The following is an 18651-nucleotide window of genomic DNA, read 5'->3' on the forward strand; positions in this document are numbered from 1 at the left end:
CGCCGTCCGCCGATCAACCCCTGATCCGACAGTGGCACCGGTACCTGCCGCAACCGCTGCAACGATCCTTGAAACAATCGGACCCATGGCCGACGCTCCCGACCTTCCGCTGCCCGCACTGGGACAGACCCCCCACCGGGTCATGACCATCGCCGGCTCCGATTCCGGCGGCAGCGCCGGCCTGCAGGCCGACATGCGCGCATTTGCCATGCTGGGTGTGCATGGATGCGCCGCATTGACAGCCGTCACGGTCCAGAACACATTGGGCGTCAGAGCATTTCACCAAGTTCCGGTTGACGTGGTAGCCGGGCAGATCAGCGCCGTGGTGTCAGACATCGGCATCGAGGCTGCCAAGACCGGCATGCTCGCCTCCAGCGAGATCATCAGGACCGTCGTGGCTACCTGGAGGTCCGAAGGGCTCGACGGCGTTGTTCCGCTGGTGGTCGATCCGGTATGCGCCTCCAATGTCGGCGAACCCCTTCTCCACGCCAGTGCACTCGATGACATGCGCCATGAATTGATTCCGCTGGCCACGCTGGTCACGCCGAACCTCGACGAGGTACGACTGCTCGTCGGCATCGATGTCGTCGACGACGAGAGCCAACGCGATGCGGCCCGGGCTCTGCACGCGCTGGGACCGCGCTGGGCGCTCGTGAAGGGCGGTCACCTGCGCACCTCACAGACCAGCGCCGACCTCCTCTTCGACGGCGCGGAGTTCCATCAATTCACCGCGGCGCGAGTGGACACCCGCCACGACCACGGCGCCGGCGACACTCTTGCCGCGGCGATCACCGCCGCGCTGGCGCACGGTTACGCGGTTCCCGAGGCAGTGGGTTTTGCCAAGCTCTGGGTCACCGAGTGCATCCGCGCGGCATATCCGCTGGGGCGAGGCTACGGCCCGGTCAACGGCATGGCCAGATTGTCGCGCTGAGCGCAGCGTTCTTCGCCGTGCCCGCGAACTGCAGTATCTGCCCATCCGCAAGTGCGTGTCACCGTGGCCTCAAAGGCTGCAAACCTACAACTATGCGCAAGGCGCCATCAAGAGATCCACGGGACCGATCCCGCGATCGTTGAGCCCGCACCCCACACGCATGCAGCATCGACTCTCGCTACCTGGCGTACCGCCAGGATCCGGGCGGACTGGTCAAGAGGTTGACGTGAACCGTACCGAAGTCATTGATGTCCATGACGCGCTTGATGATCCCCTGCTGGTGCTCACATCGGGCAGCGTGGATGAGCGAGGCGACTGGCGACTGCATTGCCCTCGAAGACTGCCCCTGATGCGTGCGATCACCGCCCAACAATCTCTACACCCGGTCCTACCCCGGCCACCACGATGGCCGGCCACCCCAACTCACTCCGGAGGCGCTGTTTGCCCGACTCCTCCCCGGTCCGGTGCCGCCGATGCCCGTCGTGGATATGCCCGCACCGCCAGCGACGCCATCGCCTCCACCGAATCCGTTCAACATTCTCGCCGCACTGCCATGACGACCGCGGCTGCAGCGAACTGTTCCGGCGCTGCCGCCTTGCATCAGGCCGGCTTCAACATTCCATCGAAGTTGCAGCCAAAGATCGCGCGGCCACCGCTCACGCAGGGGCCAAACTGGCCAAACTGGATACGAGTGAGCGGCCCCTGAAGGAGCAGTATCCCGTTGTAACGCAGGATATTTGCGCCCGGGTGTCCAAGGTCAACCTCGACGGGCGACAATCACCGGCACCCTTGCTGCCTGTGCGACCGACGTGCTCACCGATCCGAGCAGCATGCCGGCGAAACCGCCGCGGCCGTGGCTGCCTACCACAACCAGTTGCGCGGTTTCTGCGGCCGCGAGCAGTAACGCTGTCGGCGGACCCCAGTCGAGTTGTCGGTGGACATCGACGTCGGGGTAGCGCTCCTGCCAGCCTGCGAGACATTCAGCCAGATCGATATTCCCCCGTTCCAGACGGCGTTTCCAGTTCTCCGTCTCCGCGAGCGAGTGGTCGTAGTCAACCCAGGAGTGCACCGCGGTCAACCCGACCCTGCGGCGGGACGCCTCGTCGAACGCAATGGCGATTGCCCGTTCGGAAGCCGGTGAGCCGTCAACTCCAACCACCACGGGATCGTGTGAGTCGCTCTGCGCAACAGGGGAATCCGTGTGAACCACCGCGACCGGGCAGTGCGCATGGTGAAGAACACCCCGACTGACCGAGCCCAGAAGGACACGATCGTAGACACTGGTTCCGCGGCAGCCGACCACCAGCATGCAAGCGCGCCGGGATACTTCGCTCAATGTCCGCACTGGGTGGCCTTCCCACACTGCGGTCTCGATCGCCGGGGGTCGCCGATCGCCCGGCACGGATTCAGCCGCGGCCACTGCCGCATACAGAACAGCGGTACGCTGCTGCTCTTCAGCGAGCCAGAAATCAGCCGGCACTTCCGACCAGAGCGGGCCGTGCGCTGGTTCACGGACGTGGAAGACCGTCAGCGTCGCCTGCCGGAGCGCCGCATCACGGGCAGCCCACCGCACAGCCTGCAACGCCGAGGCGGACCCGTCAACCCCGACGACTACCCCATTGGGGGGAACACTGTTCATGAACAGCCGTCGGCGCGAGCGCCGTAGAGCATCACCGGGCACTTCAGCATGGCCAGCGCAGTAACGGCGGTGGGATGAAGAACCGTACCGACTTCGTGGATTTGCCTTGGAGGCGCGATGAACAACGCTATGTTGTGCGCGTAACGATCCAGGAACTGGCGTACGTCCCACAATTCGCTCACCAGGGCGCCGTCCAGCTCAGGACAGCGGCGCCGCCATCGGTCAAGGCTGTGCTCGATCCGCCCGTGCAGTTCTGTCCGGCCAATTCCCGTGTTGCGGCCGCAGCCCGCGGAGCCGGCTACCAGTCGTACGGGTAGCCCTCTCAGCAGCGACTCCTCCACCGCTATCCGCAAGATGTCGTCGGAGTAGGGCTCAGCGCTGATCTCGGCGACCACCCAGCCACGGCTCGGCGCTTGCTCGCGGAACAGCGTCACCGGGCAGTCGGCGGAGACCAGGAGTTCAGTGACGGTACTGACGTGATGACCGGGATGCGGTGTTGCCCGTGCGGATGCGCCCACACAGATCATCTCCGGGTGTCCGCACTGCACCAACGCTTGCGCGGGCGGGCCGTCGACCACAGCACCATCGACAGCCAACCCGGGCCGAACGAGCTTCGCCTGCGCCGTTGCCTCGGCAAGGGCTGCATCTGCCGAACGGTGCGCCGGAGACGAGGGCGGCAACGCACTGGCGGTATCGGTTGCACAGACGATCCGCAGCGGAAGGTGCCGACCAGCAGCTTCGACGGCCGCCCACCTGACAGCTGCAAGCGACTTGGCAGAGCCGTCCACTCCGACCACGACTGCTGCTTCAGTCCGCTCAGGATGGCCGGCACTCACCTGCGCCGGAGTCTCGCGCTGTATGGTCATCGCCCGCGCCGATTGCCGGCCAGTGTTAACTGCAGCCGAGCGATCCGTCGTGAGGATCGCTCCAGATCGGCCGCGTGCTCTTCGGCGCTGACGATCACGGCATCAGGCCCGGGGAACACGAGCGTTTCATGATCGTTGCGCAACCAGCGGACAACGTACGGTGGGCCGCCATCGTCGGATTTCACCTCGACAACCTCTCCGCGCTCGTCACCGAGCCCGTTGGTTCGGCCTTTGATCACCAGCCAATCTCCGACTCGTGCACGCATCACAACCCCTCGAATAATCTCACTTGCAACAATTCTCGGGTTACTGCCACGGCCAGGACAGAGACAGACGGCCTCGCGTCTGCGAGTAAAAGGTCCCTGACAACGGCAATCAATGCGATGGGCCTGACCCATGGGCGTGTTCGTAAGCAGCTACGGCTGTCGGCAGCGTCATGAACAGTCGATCCTCACCTATCGCCTCGATCATGCCGGCGGCTCTCAACGCGTCACGCAGATCCTGCTTTACCCTCGCCAGCGCGAAAACCACGCCCCGCCGCTCGCATTCGGCCCGCAGTCGCTCCAAGGCGTCGAGCGCAGTCAGATCCACCTCCACATTGGCTTCGACATTGAGCACAAACCACCGCACCGAAGAGGGCGACCTGTCGATCGCGGCGAGGGCACGTCGGCGGAAGTTCTCCGCATTGGCGAAGCACAGTGGAGCGTCGTACCTATACACCACCAGACCGGGTATCTGGGTCGCCTCCGGATAGTCGTCGACATCGTGCATCCCCGCCAGCCCTGGTACGAATCCTTGAACGCTATCGTGCGCACGTGCAACGCGGCGCAACAGATCGAGGATCGTCAAGCCCACCGCAACAAGCACGCCTTGCAGCACCCCGAACGTCGCAACTGCGACGGCGGTCACCACCGCGAGCACGAACTCGCTTCGGCGGAACCGTGCCAGCCTTCGAAACTGATGGATGTCAATCAGTTTGAGTGCAGCATAGACGACGATAGCGCCGAGCGCGGCCGATGGGATCAGGGCGATGGCCTCGTCCCCGATCGTCAGGGCGACGAGCGTGAACGCAAACGTCACGAGCGAATACACCTGGGTCTTGGAGCCCGCCGCCGCCGCGAGAGCAGTCCGGCTACCGCTGGAGCTCACTGGAAAACCCTGAGCCAGACCGGCTACCAGATTGCAGGAACCCAAAGCTCGAAGCTCGGCATTGGCATCGATCTCGTGGTCACCGGCACGCGTAGCAAATGCGCGCGCGGTCAACATGTTATCCGAGAACGCGACCACTGCGATTCCCGCTGCAGGCAAGGCGAGCGCTGTCAGATCCTCACCCGACAGCCCCGGCAGAGCAAACGCGGGCCACCCCGACGGGATCGTCCCGACGACGTCGATTCCGTGACGGGTCAAGGCGAGTGTGGCGACCAGCGAGGTCCCGACCACGATACCCGCCAGCGGCCCCGGGACATGCGGCATCCAGCGCTCGAGAGCCAGAACGCCCACAATGAGGACCGCACTCAGCACCGTTGTGGGCCAGTGCAGGTCGGTAACGTTCTTGGCGAAGTTCCACACCTGGGCCGTCAAGGTGTCACCGGCCGGCGAAGCGGTGCCGGTGATCCGACCGAGTTGACTCGTCACCATCGTTGCGGCGATACCCGCCAGATAGCCCACCAGAACGGGTTCGGACAGCAAGCTCGCGAGGAAACCCAGCCTGAGTAGGCCCGCGCCGAAACACAGCAGCCCCACCAGGATCGCCAGTGCCGCCGCGAGGCTCGCATACCGGGTCCCATTGCCCGACGCCATCGGCGCTAAGACGGCGGCCGTCATCAACGCCGTCGTCGACTCCGGGCCCACCGACAGCTGCCAGGAGGAGCCCAAGAAGGCGTAGATGATCAGCGGTGGCAACGCGGCCCACAGTCCGGCAATGGGACTCAGCCCGGCGAGCGCCGCATACGCGAGCGCCTGTGGAATGAGATAGGCGGCGACGCTCGCTCCTGCAAGGAGGTCACCACGGAACCAGCTACGTTGATAACCGATGAAGGCCGTCGAGCCGGGAGCAACTGCCGTGATCCAGCCGGACCGTCCCGGGTTGCCGCCAGTCCCATTGCGCATTGTTCAAATTCCCGCCACAGCGCCGTCGCGGGTCGATGTTTGGGCTTGCCGCAACAAACGCACACTACGGTTGAGCGTCAGAGGGATCAAATGTGTTGTCAGCGCGGCTCGCTCGGACAGATGCCGATACGCGTCGGCAACCACGGATGAAACCTCGGTGGGCGAGATCTCCGGGAACTTGGTGCAGAGCGCCGTGACAATGGTCTCCAACTCGTCATCCACCATCGTGGGGAACGAGCCGGCGATCTGCCCGGCAACGTGCTCGGTCAACACTGTCGGGTGACGATCACTGGTACTCGGGCGGCTTGCACGACGGCGTTGCTCACCGAGCCCAGCAGCATCCCGGCGAACCCTCCGCGGCCGTGGCTCCCCACCACCACCAGCTGCGCCGCATCGGCTTGTTCGACAATCCATCTAGCCGGACTGGTGCGCGCAACGATCGGGCGCACATGTACTTCGGGGTAGCGGTCCCGCCAGCCGGCCAGCTGCTCGGAGAGGATCTCGGCGCCCAACGTCTCCAGGTCGGCCCAGCCGACGTCGGGGATCTCGGTGTTGTCGTCACTACAGGCATGCAAAGCAACAAGATCCACACCGCGCCAGGATGCCTCCTCGAAGGCGAGGGCGGTGGCGGCCTCCGATGCCGGGGAGCCGTCGACACCCACTACCACGGGGGCGTCCTTGGGCGCCTGATGCTCGTCGTGCACCACCACGACCGGGCACTGGGCGTGATGAAGCAGGCCTCGGCTGACCGAGCCGAGGACCATGCCCGCAAGCGCGTTGAGGCCGCGGCAACCGACCACCACCAGCTCGGCGTCTTTCGACAGATGCACCAAGGCGGGCACGACGGCATCGGTGATGACGCGAGTGTCCACGGATACGGCGGCGCCCGCCGTGGTGGCGATCAATGCGGATGCATCCTCGAGCAATTCGCGTCCGCGTTCCTGTCGTGCCGAGGTGTATCTCTCAGATAGCGGCACGTCCACCCACTCCCCCATTTCAGGTGTCAGGACCACATGGGCCAGTGTGATGTTGCGATGACGCAGGCCGGCGTCCCGTGCGGCCCATTCGACGGCTGCCCGGGACGCCGGCGTGCCGTCGACTCCGACAACAATGCGCCGGTCGTGCGTAGATCCAGACATGGGGTCTTCCCTTCTCTCAATCCGGTGTTGTCAAACCGGTTCAAGGCCATGGCGTTCGTCGTCTGCGCATCGCCGCCACGGCAGGTCACCAGTGGTGTGGCCTCTTGCCGTCGCCGTCGGCGAGCTCATCGAGTTCCTGTTCCCACGCTGCATACCGTCTCCGGTTGAGAACAATCCGCAGAAGCGTAAGCAAACCCACGGTGGCCGCTGCCGCGCCGAGCCAGACCGATATCGCCGCCACCACCGCCGCGAGAGCGGCATCTGAGGAGTCCGGCGGCTCGGGAACCCGCTCACCACGGTCGTCCACCCAGATGGTCATCGTGTCGCCACGCAAGCGCGAGTCTTCGGAACGCACCACCGTCTCGTGCACCTCATTGCCAACCGTCCACCGCAGCGGCGTCAGGTTTCCCATTTCACGCGGGTCGGCAGAACCGGTGCTTTTTCCGACGACTTCGGCTGTGACTTGATGCCGGGTCGCCAAAGCTTGAGTGAGGTAGCTCATCTGAGTTGCGTGAACGGAAGTACCGACGGCGCCGGCGATCGGTATGAACAGGATGAGCACAATCGCCAGGAGCGCCGTGATGACCGCTTCTGTGCGATCACTGCCGCGCACCAGAGGATTACGACCCAGTACGCGCACCAGCCACGTGCTGATGACGGTGAAGTGTACGGTCTCCATGACAGCCCCTCCACGCAGCGGAGTTGACTTTTGTCTGCGCATACTGATCATTGCGACTGCGGATCCTTCGACTGCAGAGGCGAAAGTCACCGCTAATGAGAGGAATTGGCAAACAATGAGCGGTCTCGACACCACTCGATGACGTTGGTCATCGAGCTCGACGACTGAGGTAACTTGCCCACCGGAGTTCCGGCGTTCTACCGTCAGCTTCCGTGGGTCAGTCCGAAATCGAGGTGCCCAGCAGCGTGACACTGCTCGATGGCGCGCCCGTCGACGTACGCCGTTTGGAGCCTGTGGACCGGCCGGCGGCGTTGTCACTGGCTACTGGACTCGATGAGCACGAACGCTACTTGCGATTCTTCACCGCACATCCGGCTCAGCTCGACAAGTGGGCGGCTGGCGTGACGTCATGCCGTTTCGGCAACGTGTCGGTGGGAGCTTTCGGATCCGGGAAATTGTTGGGTCTGGCGAATTATGTTCGCGGCTCACGCACCGACACCGCTGAACTTGCCATTGTGGTGGCTCACGGTCAGCACTTGCGTGGCATAGGTACGGCGTTGCTCCGGGCACTGAGCGGGTTGGCGCGCGCTGAGGGCGTACACCGGTTTGTTGCCGACGTGCTGAACGAAAACCACGAAATGCACCGGGTTCTGATCGACGCCGGCTGGCCCCTCACGCGGCATCGGGACGGGGAGGTCACACGCATCGACATCGACCTGGGCAGCGGTCACTGAAACTTTCCCAGAGACGCGCCGTCGAGCCGTGTCGCGGTTTCGGCCAACGGGCGCCGGGGCGTCGGCGGCAGCTCGCCGGAACCCGCCGGCAGCCAACCGGCACGTATGAGCATCTGAGGGCACTCACGGTCATCGAAGGCCCATTCGCGCAGTCTTTCTCGTGTTTCGGGAACCTCGAGCGGCTCTGAGACGAGACAACTCGCCATACCCTGCGCCGTGGCGGTGAGCAGGACGGCGCTGGTCGCCTCACCCGCGCGCAGACGAGCCACGGCGTCATCGGTGGCGGTGCCGAGCGCCATGAGGACGCCACTGTCCTCATGGGGTGCCGATCGATAGGGAGTGGCCAATCGGGGTTCGGCGAACCGCCGCCCGGGAATCACCGCATTGCGGTCCGGCGCCGGGACGTTGCGAGCCGGCACACCGTCGTCGGACGCATGACGTCCTGTCCACGAGGACAATTCACTCACATACTCGGGGTCAGCGGCATGCGCGGACGCTGCCTGCGCAAGCAACCCCCGAAACTCGGTTGTGGGTTCGACTCGCCTCAAGGTCACCCCAAGGCGCGCGGCGCGGGCTCCCATCAGCGCGATGTCGCTGAGTCGCACTTCGGTGGCGCCGTATGAGCGCCGATCGGTGCGACGCCGTTGAATGGCAGCCGCCATGGCGATCTCGGCATCGGAAGGCGAGGACCGATGCAGCTCAACCGACGCCAGGTGGTCAGGTTGCGCGGGGTTCGGGAACCGATGGACAACCGCGCGCCAGCCCAGGGCTGCAAAGGCGATCGCGCAGTGGTGAAGAGCCGCGCCACAACTGATCAGCAGCTCACGACCATCAGGATCGGCGTGCGGCAGCTGCAACGCGGGCTGCGAGTACAGGTGCACACTGTGCGTGCCGACCCGCCACTGCCAGGGCTGCGAGTTGTGCAACGAGGGCGCGCGGTTGGCCATTTCCAATGCTGTCGCAACAGTGTCGTTGCTTGGATGGTATCCGCTCATGACCGGGAACCTGATCTGCCGAGTCACTCGCGGGTGACCGCCGTCTCGAATTCACAGAATGCGTCAAAAGCACGTGCTCCGTAGACCGTTGCCGGCCCGCCCTGCATCATGACCGCGACACCGATCGCTTCGGCCGCCTCTTCGCGAGTGGCACCCGCGTGTACAGCGCCCTTGGCATTGGCGGCCAGGCAACCATCACACCCCTGCACCACGCCGATCGCCAGCGCGATCAGTTCCTTGTGCTTAACCGACAGCGCACCGTCTGCCATGACAGTAGTGCTCAACTGGTCGAAGGCACGGTAAACCCCTGGAATCGACTGCCGTAACTCACGATGTTCGGGCCACAGATCATCGAGGATGCGATGAGACGGTAGTTCGCTGCTCATGCAATCATGTTGTCGCCGTCCTCGCCGAACCCGAAAGAGCCGAAAGTCACGACCTCTACGGACGTCTCACCCCGCAGAAGACCCTGCACGCGGTGACGTCGGACTCTTCACCGCTGGCGCTTCGTCCCGCAGGATCGGGCTGTGATGAACGTCGAATGCCGTTGACGGAACTGCACGACTGGCATGGGGCACCAGCAGATGACGAAACGAATCACGGTCGGTGTGGACGGGTCACCCGCGGCGCGGGTTGCGGTGGATTGGGCTGCGCGCGAGGCGCTTCTGCGCGGTGCCCACTTGCGCCTGGTGCACGTGCGACCGGTCGTGCACTGGGGGGCGGGGCCAAGCACGTCCCAGATTCTGTCCGACGCGCAGCGCGTTGTTGCCGAGGCCTCGGAGGGGCACTCACTGGTTGTGACTCAGGAATCGATTGAAGGCGACATCGTCGACACACTGCTCGACATCAGCCGGGAGTCCGGCTTGGTGGTCACCGGAAGCCGCGGCCTGGGCAGGGCGGCGCGCGCGGTGCTGGGCTCGGTCAGCTCGGCGCTGGTAAACCATGCGCACTGCCCGGTGGCGGTCATTCACGACGAGGATCCGCTGATGCCTCGCCCAGGCCGGGCACCGGTGGTCGTCGGCGTCGACGGCTCGCCGGCCTCTGACTCAGCTGTCGAAATTGCGTTCGCCGAGGCGGCCCTGCGTGAGGTGCCCCTCGTGGCGGTACATGCATGGCATCCCATGGCCGGGGCTTTTCACAACGACGCGGCGAGCGACGGGCACCAGCAGGCTGAGCAATTGCTCGCCGACCAGCTCGCTGCTTGGCAGGTGCACTACCCAGGTCTCGATGTAAGGCGTGTGGTGGCCAATGACGCGCCGGCACACCAGTTGCTCCTGCATTCGGAGGCCGCCCAGCTACTGGTGGTCGGTAGTCACGGCCGCGGGGGCTTCGCCGGAATGACGCTCGGTTCGGTGAGCGGGGCGGTTGCCCAATCTGCTCGGATGCCCGTCATCGTCGCCCGGCACTGACCGCCCGATCACAACGGCGCCGACCAGCGCAGTACCGTTCCACCGCCCTTGGCGGGCGCAATCGAGAAAGTTCCACCCACCTCGGCAGCGCGCCGACGCAGATTGCCAAGGCCGCTCTCGGTCAGCGTTGCAGCGTCGGGAATGCCGACGCCGTTGTCGGTGACCTCGATCAGGAGATCATCCTCTGCGGCGACCAGCACGGACAACTCCGTGGCGCGCGAGTGTCGCACCGCGTTACTCACCGCCTCACGCAACACGGCTTCGGCGTGCTCAGCCAGTTCAGCGTCCACCACCGACAACGGCCCGGTGTACTGCACCGTAGTCCGCAAGTTCGCGGTGGCGAATTGCCCAACTGCCTCGTCGAGGCGCTGCCGGAGCCGGGTGACGTCGGCTGACCCGCCGTGCAGATCGAAGATGGTGGTGCGGATCTCCTGGATGACGCTCTGCAAGTCGTCGATGCAATCAGCCAGCCGCCGTTGCGCCTCAGGCGAACGCGTTCGCGGGATTGTTCCCTGAAGCGCAAGGCCCACCGCGAACAGTCGCTGAATGACGTGATCGTGCAGATCGCGGGCGATCCGGTCACGGTCGGCCACCACGTCCAGTTCGCGGATCCGGCGCTGGGAATCAGCCAGCTGCCATGCCAATGCAGCTTGATCGACGAAGGCCGCCATCATCGCGAGTTGCTCAGGACTGAACGCGGGGGTATCGGGACCACGCATGATGACGGCCACGCCGGCCACCGTGTCGGTGGTCCGCATCGGCAGCAACAAGACTGGTCCTGCCGCCTCGAAGATGTCGGTACGTACATCATCGGCTCTGACCAGGCGCGGTTCACGGTCAGCAAAGACCCCGCCGATGGCGCTACCCACCACGGGAATGAGCGGCTCGTCGGTGACGTCGCGGCGGATGCTGCCCGCGGCTTCGATCACCATGAGCTCTTTGACATCGCTGGTCGGAACTTCGGGATCGGCGGGCACCGCCACCAACACCACGTCGGCGTTGGTCAGTTTCAGCGCCTCTTCGGCCACTAGACGGAACACCCCGGCCGGGTCAGCGCCGGCGAGCAACTGTGTACCGATATCGCGAGTCGCTTCGATCCAGGCCTGGCGGATCCGGGATTGCTCGAACAAGCGCGCATTGTCTATCGCGATACCCGCCGCAGCGGCGAGGGCCTGTGTCAGCACTTCATCGTCTTCGCTGAACGGCTGACCAGACGCCTTTTCGGTCAGGTACAGGTTGCCGAACACCTCGTCGCGGATCCGGATCGGCACCCCGAGGAATGTCCGCATCGGCGGGTGGTTGGCGGGAAACCCGACGGACGCGGGATGGTCGCCGATGTTGGTCAGCCGAATCGGTTGTGGATCATCGATGAGGGCGCCGAGCACACCGCGGCCCTGCGGTAGGGGCCCTATTTTTTCCCGAGTGTGTTCGTCGATCCCTTCGTAGATGAACTCCACGAGTTCGTGTTCGTGGCCCCGAACCCCCAATGCGCCATAGCGAGCATCGATCAACTCGATAGCGGTGTGCACAATGGTGCGCAGCGTTGAATCCAAGTTGAGGCCCGACGTCACGGTGAGCATGGCGTCGACCAAGCCGTCCAGACGATCCCGGCTCTCGACGATCTCATCGATTCGGTCGCGGACTTCACCCAACAGTTCACGCAGGCGCAGCTGCGACAGCGTCACCGCCATAGGGCGGAGTTGTTCTCCACTACCGGTCCCCGTACCGGTCACTCCGCCAGTCTGTACCTATTGTCCGATTTACGAAAGACGTTGTAATGGATTCTCAGCTGTAGTCAGGTCTGTCCTGCTGGTGCAGTTTGGAGGCGAATACGGCAGCTTGCGTGCGCCGCTGCATTCCGAGTTTCGTGAGCAGCCGAGAAACGTAATTCTTGACGGTCTTCTCGGCGAGGAACATCCGGTCGGCGATCTGTTTGTTGGTCAGGCCTTCGCCCAGTAGGTCCAGCAGAACCCGTTCCTGGTCGCTCAGTGTCGACAGCGGATCGGAGTGTTCTGCCGCATTGCGCAGCTTCGCCATCAGGGCAGCCGCGGCGCGCGTGTCCAGCAGGGAGCGTCCGGCGCCTACTTCTTTCACAGCGTGGGCCAGTTCCATTCCCTTGATGTCTTTGACGACATAGCCGCTGGCGCCGGCGAGGATCGCGTCGAGCATCGCCTCGTCGGAGGTGAACGAGGTGAGCATCAGGCACCGCAGATCAGGCATCCTCGAGAGGAGATCTCGGCAGAGTTCGATTCCGTTCCCGTCCGGCAGACGCACGTCCAGGACGGCGACGTCAGGCCGCAGCGCGGGAATGCGCCCCATTGCTTCGGAGACTGAACCGGCCTCGCCCACCACATCGAGCTCGGGGTCGGCGCTGAGAAGATCCATCAGTCCTCGCCGCACCACTTCATGATCATCGACCAGAAAAACTCTCACCATGGTCCGGCCTCTCGTGCGTGGCGACGCGCCGTCCAGGGCGCGAAACCTTGCGTCAGTATCGCTTACAGCGCGCTGTGATGGCCACAGATGAGCACCGAACAGTTGGTGTCCCGCACAGCATGGTGGGCTTGCCCGTGGACGCTGCTCGAATCGTTGTACGCCTGGCGGTGACCGACGACCAAGAGATTGATCGAATCAGCGTGCTGCGCCAGATAGTTGAGTGAACTCCCGCCGGCCGCGACGGCGACGATGTCCAGATCGGGATAGTGCCGTCGCCACCAGGCGAGTTGCTTGTCGAGTTGTGCGCGGGTCAATCGATTCTTCGCCGCGACATTCGGCGCGTCGACCACGTCGGTGAACCGGGGACGCCACGTTGCCAGAACGCGCAGTGGACACCGCCGCAATCTGGCCTCAGTCACCGCCACCTCCAGAATCTGGGAACGGTCGGCAGAGTCATCCACCTCGGCGATCACACATCCTTGCCCTTTCGCCAACGCATGCCGCCGGATGATGGCGACAGGACAACCGGAATCACGTGACACCGCTGCCGCCACCGAGCCGAAATGGCGACCCGTGGACCGTCCGATGCCCAGCCCTCCCAAGCACAGCAGAGTCGCGGAGTGTGAAACATTGATCAGCGCATGTTTCGCGTTGTCCTGGACGATCTCGACCTCGATCTTCAAGGCCTGATCCAGAGATTCGATGGCCATGAAGGCTTCGCGAATCGCGATCTCGGCGGCGGCGAGGTCACGTGCCGCCTGGTCGGCGCTTACGGGCGCGTCGCGAGGCTCGATCGCGTAGAGCAGCCGCAGTGGCAGATCGCGGTCCAGCGCCTCGTCAACCGCCCACAGTGCGGCTGTCAATGCCGAGCGCGATCCGTCGATGCCGACGACAACGGCCGGCGAGGGTAGTGACCGGTCCCTCATGGTGATCTCCTCTTCGCCTTCTCTTCTGGACGCTAGGCCCTCGTACACATGAGGTGTAGAGGCGAAAGTCCCTCCCTCTCGATCAGGTGGCCCAGGCGTCACTGCAGGCGAATCTGCAACACGTCGTCGATCGGTCGCCGAGGTGTGGCTGCGGGCAGGTCGTCCTGCGGCGGTACCGCTCCGACACGGACCAGCACTTGCGGGAAGTCCCGGTGCACAAGTGACCTGACGATCCCACGACTGACGTCCACTTCGATCAGATGCGTCAACGTACACGTCGCCAGCCCGTTCATCTCGGCCTCCAACAAGAGTTGCGAAAGTGCCTCACCGCAGCACACCATGTCTCGGCGAGACTCCCCGTAAGTGGAAAGCACAATGATCTCCGAGCAGTCCTCTGGCACGCCCAGTCGGCGTTCTGCGCGGTGACTGGTGATCGGAAACAGACGTCCGATGTCTACCCGGTCACTCTCGGCAGCAGAAACCAGCGAACTGTGCGGGATTCCATCGGAGTCTCCGAACGGTCCTGTCCACCAGTCCAGTTCGGCGTGGTAATCAGAATCGTATTGACGCAACGATTCGGTCAGAGCGGAGGCTTCGGCCAGTAGATTCCGATCGTCGTGCTTCACCACGTCAAGCATCACGACGCCGGCGTCGACGGCGTTGCGCAGCAGGGTCTCGACAACGGGCCAGTTTGGCGGCGGCCGGAACGGCAGTCTGTCGCTGCGCCGACACAAGATGGCCTTCGCTCGACGCCGGTGAGCGTTCGTGACGTAGGGCATCGGTTCGAAGTCGATGGACGCCAGATGTTCGGGATCGTTGGGATTCGGAAAATACTCGACACAGGCCGCCCAGCCCGCGGCGGCCATCGCCGCCCTGAGATGGTCCAGCACGGCCCCGCAGCTGAGCAGCGCCTGCCGACCAGAACCGTCGGTGGCCACCAGCCGATCGGGGTCCAGGTGCAGTTGCAGTCCGCGGCGCAGCGCGATCCACCGCCAGGGCTGGCTGTTGTGAATCGACGGGGCATGGCATGCCAATTCAACGGCTTGTTCGAGAATGGCAACGGTCGGCTGTTTGCCCGCCATGGTCGGCCTTCCTACGCACCTACCAGATAGGTTGTGCTCGCCGCCACCGGCTGGGAAGAGTCTTTGGTCATTACCCGGTCGCCGAGGACTTTTGACCCACTTCAGGTGGGGACCTTTGAGCGAGACCGTGGGACACCCGGCCGCAGCGCCCGGCACGCCACCGCGCCAGGATCTTGTCATGGCCAGGCCATCAACATTAGCTGCAGGCGATGACATCTGGTTTCAGACCGCCGACGGCGCCGTTGAGATCCACGAAACGCACACGGGTTTGGTCATTCTCGCGGGCGACCGTGCCTACAAGACCAAAAAGAGCATCGCCACCGACTTCCTCGACTTTCGTACCGTCGAAGCGCGGGAAAAGGTGTGCGCTCATGAGGTGACGCTCAACCGCCGGCTGGCACCGGACAGCTACTTGGGTGTCGGCCACTTTCACTCCCCCGACGACCTGCCCCCGGAACCGGTGATCGTGATGCGTCGGTACCCGGACCGGGTTCGGCTTCGTTCGATGGTGGAACGAGGCGAGCCCACCGAAGGCCATCTCGCCGCTCTCGCCGAGCTTCTCGCTCGATTTCACGCCGAGGCGGACTGCTCGACAGCGATCAACGCTGGCGGATCTGTCACGACGATCGCCGAGCGCTGGCAGGGAAACCTATCCGAACTGGATCGGTATGCCGGCGAGCTGGTGGCCGCCGACGCGGTGTGCGAAGCGCGCCGCCTGGCGATGCGCTATGTGGCAGGCCGCAACCCGCTGTTCAGCGCTCGGATTCTCGAGCACCGGGTGGTTGACGGACACGGTGATCTGATGGCCGACGATATCTTCTGCACAGCTGATGGTCCGATACCGATGGATTGCCTCGAGTTCGATGACCAGCTGCGCTATGTCGACAGCATCGATGACGCGGCGTTTCTCTCGATGGATCTGGAGTTTCTCGGTCGGCCCGATCTTGCCGCACATTTCCTGGCGCACTATCGAGCAGCCAGCGGCGACCAGGCTCCTGAGTCGCTGGTTCACTTCTACATCGCGTATCGCGCAGTGGTGCGCGCGAAGGTGGACTGCATCAAGTTCACTCAAGGACACCACGAGGCACGCGCCGATGCCCGTCGCCATCTCGATATTGCGCTGGATCACCTGCAGGCTGCCACCGCTCGGCTCATCCTGATCGGTGGTGGCCCGGGAACCGGAAAGACGACATTGGCCAATGCGCTGACCGAAACGCTTGACGCACAGGTCATCTCCACCGACGTTGTGCGTCGGGAGCTGCAGCAATCCGGGGAATTGGTTGGTGAAGCAGGCCAATTGGACAGTGGCCTGTACGCTCCCGGCAACGTCTCCAAGGTGTATGCCGTTGTTCTGGAGCGCGCCAGCCGCCTTCTGGGTCAGGGACGGTCGGTGATTCTGGACGGCACCTGGCGGGACGCGCGCCAGCGGCGCAGGGCCCTCGAGGTCGCCCAGCGTGGATCCGCCGCGGTGGTCGAGATCGCTTGTGAAAGTCAACTTTCCGAAGCTCAAGATCGAATAGAGAGTCGCAGGTCTGCGACCTCCGACGCGACTGCGCCGATCGCAGAGTCGATAACCACCGGCGCTTGGTCTGGCGCACACACCCTCGACACCAGCCGGCCACTTGCCGAATCGGTTGCCGAAGCCCAACGAATCTGTTGTCTGGCCTTCTGAGGGCTACTACTGGAAAGGAAATGTCTGATGCACGCACTGGTCTATCATGGCCCTGGGCGACGAACCTGGGAGCAGGTACCTGACCCCGTGATCCAGCGGGCAACCGACGCTCTTGTGCGAGTGGATGCGGTGACCATCTGCGGTACGGATCTGCACATCTTGAAAGGTGATGTCCCCGAGGTCCAAGCGGGCCGCATTCTCGGCCATGAGGCAGTGGGAACCGTCACTGAGATCGGGCCGGCAGTGGAGAGGCTCTCCGTCGGTGACCGCGTTCTGGTGTCGTGCATCAGCGCGTGCGGTAGTTGCCGGTACTGCCGCGACGGCCAGTACGGTCAATGCCTCGGCGGCGGAGGGTGGGTTCTTGGTCACCTGATAGACGGAACTCAAGCCGAGTACGTGCGGGTTCCGTTCGCCGACAACAGCACCCACAAGATCCCCCCGGGGGTGAGTGATGAGCAGATGGTCATGCTCGCCGACATCTTGCCCACCTCCTACGAAGTGGGTGTGCTCAATGGTGCGGTGCGCCCCGGCGACGTGGTGGCCATCGTCGGTGCGGGCCCGATCGGACTCGCCGCGGTCCTGACCACCCGCTTGTACAGCCCGGCACACGTCGTGGTGATCGATATCGCAACCTCGCGACTGGAAGCGGCCCGCAAGTTCGGCGCCGACATCGTGGTCGATTCGTCGTCGCAGGACGCCCGGTCCATCATCGACGACCTCACCGGCGGCCTCGGCGCCGATGTCGCGATGGAGGCAGTCGGGCTCCCAGAAACATTCGAGGAGGCCGTCCGGCTTGTTCGGCCCGGCGGCCACGTCGCCAATATCGGGGTTCACGGCGCGCCCGCCACCTTGCACCTCGAGAACATCTGGATCAAGAACCTGACGATCACCACCGGCCTGGTGGACACCCACTCCACGCCCACTTTGATCGGGTTGGTGGCCGGCCACCAGCTCGACACCTCGCCGATGATCACCCACCGGTTCGGATTCGACGAATTCGACCTGGCCTACGACGTTTTCAGTCAGCCCGGCGACACCGGCGCGCTGAAGGTCTTGCTCACCGCCACCCATCATTCAGACAGCGAGCCCCAGGAAAAGTCATGAGCGAGCCGACAGGCGACAACGCTGCTAAATCGCCGCTACCGGTGGTGGTGGGAATCGACGGATCTGAGAGCAGCCTCAACGCCGGACGGTGGGCGGCCTGCTTGGCACACGCGCTTCAGACCTCTCTGCACCTCGTCCACTCCGAAGCCACAGCAGGTTCATTCCTGTCCGACGCTGCGGTGGTGGCGATCAAGGCGGCAGCCACCGCCGACCAGTACGGAGCAGCAGAGAAGATACTGAAGATGGCCGAAGAGACCATGCATCAGAAGCTTCCGGCTCTGCCGATCACGACGGAGATTGTTTCCGAACCCGCGGATGTCGCACTGATCCGGCGCAGTCGTCGAGCACAGTTCGTCGTGGTGGGAAGCGAGGACATCAGTCGCGCCGCAGCTCTACTCCTCGGTTCAACGACGTTGACCGTTGCAACTCGAGCGGAGTGCCCTGTCGTGGCGCGTGACGTGGCGACACCCAGCAACGCGAACGTGCTTGTGGGTGTGGGCTTAAACGCCTCCGACTCTGCGGCATTGTCGTCGGCGTTCAACTACGCGAAGATTTTCGGCGCGTCGGTGATCGCAGTCCACGCCTGGACCACCAACATGCCCGCTGATCACGCCGCGCTCCCCTATCTGATCGATTGGGACCAGGTGGAACGCAGTGAGACGAAAGCGCTTGCCGCTGCGGTCCAACCGTGGGCCGCCCGCTTTCCCGACGTAGACGTCCAGTGTCTCGTGGACCTCGCCAAACCGAGCCGTGCATTGCTGGATCGCGTGGCCAACGCACAGCTGGTCGTCGTGGCCACACGACGCAGCAACGCCTTGTCGGCCGCGCTCCTCGGGTCGACCACGCTGAACCTGCTGCATCACAGCCCGGTGCCGGTGATGGTATGCCGGTGATCAGGGCGTCGGTCTCCGGTGACGAGTGCCCTGATGA

Annotated in this window: 19 protein-coding genes; 6 read left to right on the forward strand and 13 right to left on the reverse strand. The window is 64.2% G+C overall.

Annotated elements, in window-relative coordinates; all coding sequences use genetic code 11:
• Nucleotides 1-85 precede the first annotated feature (85 nt).
• A complete protein-coding gene (gene thiD, locus AC3A6P_RS27405; RefSeq protein ID WP_487695305.1) occupies nt 86-931 on the forward strand; it encodes a bifunctional hydroxymethylpyrimidine kinase/phosphomethylpyrimidine kinase in 846 nt (281 codons plus the stop codon).
• A 757-nt stretch (nt 932-1688) separates the two neighbouring features.
• On the opposite strand, the gene AC3A6P_RS27410 is transcribed toward thiD, so the two are convergent.
• From AC3A6P_RS27410 to AC3A6P_RS27440, 7 genes are all read right to left on the reverse strand, one after another.
• Complete coding sequence (locus AC3A6P_RS27410; protein WP_487695307.1) at nt 1689-2570, reverse strand: universal stress protein; 882 nt, start codon at nt 2568-2570, stop codon at nt 1689-1691.
• The gene (locus tag AC3A6P_RS27415) at nt 2567-3436 is read right to left on the reverse strand and encodes a universal stress protein (protein ID WP_487695308.1); all 870 of its coding nucleotides are present in this window, start codon (nt 3434-3436) and stop codon (nt 2567-2569) included. The genes AC3A6P_RS27410 and AC3A6P_RS27415 overlap by 4 nt, the downstream gene beginning before the upstream one ends.
• The gene (locus tag AC3A6P_RS27420; protein WP_487695310.1) at nt 3433-3702 is read right to left on the reverse strand and encodes a DUF1918 domain-containing protein; all 270 of its coding nucleotides are present in this window, start codon (nt 3700-3702) and stop codon (nt 3433-3435) included. The genes AC3A6P_RS27415 and AC3A6P_RS27420 overlap by 4 nt, the downstream gene beginning before the upstream one ends.
• Nucleotides 3703-3811: 109 nt before the next feature.
• The gene (locus AC3A6P_RS27425) at nt 3812-5545 is read right to left on the reverse strand and encodes a SulP family inorganic anion transporter (RefSeq protein WP_487695311.1); all 1734 of its coding nucleotides are present in this window, start codon (nt 5543-5545) and stop codon (nt 3812-3814) included.
• A 3-nt stretch (nt 5546-5548) separates the two neighbouring features.
• Nucleotides 5549-5815, reverse strand: a complete 267-nt coding sequence (locus AC3A6P_RS27430; RefSeq protein WP_487695313.1) for a three-helix bundle dimerization domain-containing protein — start codon at nt 5813-5815, stop codon at nt 5549-5551.
• Nucleotides 5812-6684, reverse strand: coding sequence for a universal stress protein (locus AC3A6P_RS27435; protein WP_487695315.1), 873 nt, complete (start codon nt 6682-6684; stop codon nt 5812-5814). The genes AC3A6P_RS27430 and AC3A6P_RS27435 overlap by 4 nt, the downstream gene beginning before the upstream one ends.
• A gap of 85 nt (nt 6685-6769) precedes the next feature.
• A complete protein-coding gene (locus AC3A6P_RS27440; RefSeq protein WP_487695316.1) occupies nt 6770-7363 on the reverse strand; it encodes an Rv1733c family protein in 594 nt (197 codons plus the stop codon).
• Nucleotides 7364-7575: 212 nt separating this feature from the next.
• Between AC3A6P_RS27440 and AC3A6P_RS27445 the strand changes: the two genes are divergently transcribed.
• A complete protein-coding gene (locus AC3A6P_RS27445) occupies nt 7576-8097 on the forward strand; it encodes an N-acetyltransferase family protein (RefSeq protein WP_487695318.1) in 522 nt (173 codons plus the stop codon).
• Here the strand turns inward: AC3A6P_RS27445 and AC3A6P_RS27450 are convergent.
• The gene (locus AC3A6P_RS27450; protein WP_487695320.1) at nt 8091-9092 is read right to left on the reverse strand and encodes an Acg family FMN-binding oxidoreductase; all 1002 of its coding nucleotides are present in this window, start codon (nt 9090-9092) and stop codon (nt 8091-8093) included. The two genes, AC3A6P_RS27445 and AC3A6P_RS27450, sit on opposite strands and share 7 nt — an antisense overlap.
• 23 nt (nt 9093-9115) lie before the next feature.
• Nucleotides 9116-9478: a carboxymuconolactone decarboxylase family protein gene (locus tag AC3A6P_RS27455; protein WP_487695321.1), complete on the reverse strand. Its 363-nt coding sequence runs from the start codon at nt 9476-9478 to the stop codon at nt 9116-9118.
• A gap of 198 nt (nt 9479-9676) precedes the next feature.
• On the opposite strand from AC3A6P_RS27455, the gene AC3A6P_RS27460 reads away from it, so the two are divergent.
• Nucleotides 9677-10501, forward strand: a complete 825-nt coding sequence (locus AC3A6P_RS27460) for a universal stress protein (protein ID WP_487695323.1) — start codon at nt 9677-9679, stop codon at nt 10499-10501.
• Between the two features lie 8 nt (nt 10502-10509).
• Here the strand turns inward: AC3A6P_RS27460 and AC3A6P_RS27465 are convergent, their stop codons facing one another.
• From AC3A6P_RS27465 to AC3A6P_RS27480, 4 genes are all read right to left on the reverse strand, one after another.
• Entirely contained in the window at nt 10510-12192 is a 1683-nt protein-coding gene (locus tag AC3A6P_RS27465) for a sensor histidine kinase (RefSeq protein ID WP_487695386.1), read from the reverse strand.
• 94 nt (nt 12193-12286) lie between these two features.
• A complete protein-coding gene (gene dosR, locus AC3A6P_RS27470; protein WP_487695324.1) occupies nt 12287-12937 on the reverse strand; it encodes a hypoxia response regulator transcription factor DosR/DevR in 651 nt (216 codons plus the stop codon).
• A 62-nt stretch (nt 12938-12999) separates the two neighbouring features.
• Nucleotides 13000-13863 carry a universal stress protein gene (locus tag AC3A6P_RS27475; RefSeq protein ID WP_487695326.1) on the reverse strand — a complete coding sequence of 288 codons (864 nt, stop codon included), beginning with the start codon at nt 13861-13863 and terminating at the stop codon, nt 13000-13002.
• Between the two features lie 98 nt (nt 13864-13961).
• Nucleotides 13962-14945: an Acg family FMN-binding oxidoreductase gene (locus tag AC3A6P_RS27480; RefSeq protein WP_487695387.1), complete on the reverse strand. Its 984-nt coding sequence runs from the start codon at nt 14943-14945 to the stop codon at nt 13962-13964.
• Nucleotides 14946-15123: 178 nt separating this feature from the next.
• Here AC3A6P_RS27480 and AC3A6P_RS27485 point away from each other — a divergent pair, with 178 nt between their 5' ends.
• From AC3A6P_RS27485 to AC3A6P_RS27495, 3 genes are read left to right on the forward strand one after another with little or no spacing between them, the layout of a single operon-like run.
• On the forward strand, nt 15124-16617 hold the full coding sequence (locus AC3A6P_RS27485) for a bifunctional aminoglycoside phosphotransferase/ATP-binding protein (protein ID WP_487695327.1): 1494 nt from the start codon (nt 15124-15126) through the stop codon (nt 16615-16617).
• A 27-nt stretch (nt 16618-16644) separates the two neighbouring features.
• Nucleotides 16645-17721 (forward strand): zinc-dependent alcohol dehydrogenase family protein, encoded by a 1077-nt coding sequence (locus AC3A6P_RS27490; RefSeq protein WP_487695329.1) that lies wholly within the window; start codon nt 16645-16647, stop codon nt 17719-17721.
• Entirely contained in the window at nt 17718-18614 is an 897-nt protein-coding gene (locus AC3A6P_RS27495; protein ID WP_487695330.1) for a universal stress protein, read from the forward strand. Before AC3A6P_RS27490 ends, AC3A6P_RS27495 begins: the two co-directional genes overlap by 4 nt.
• The last annotated feature ends 37 nt before the right edge of the window (nt 18615-18651 follow it).

This window comes from Mycobacterium sp. Soil_C_30, from assembly GCF_057656995.1.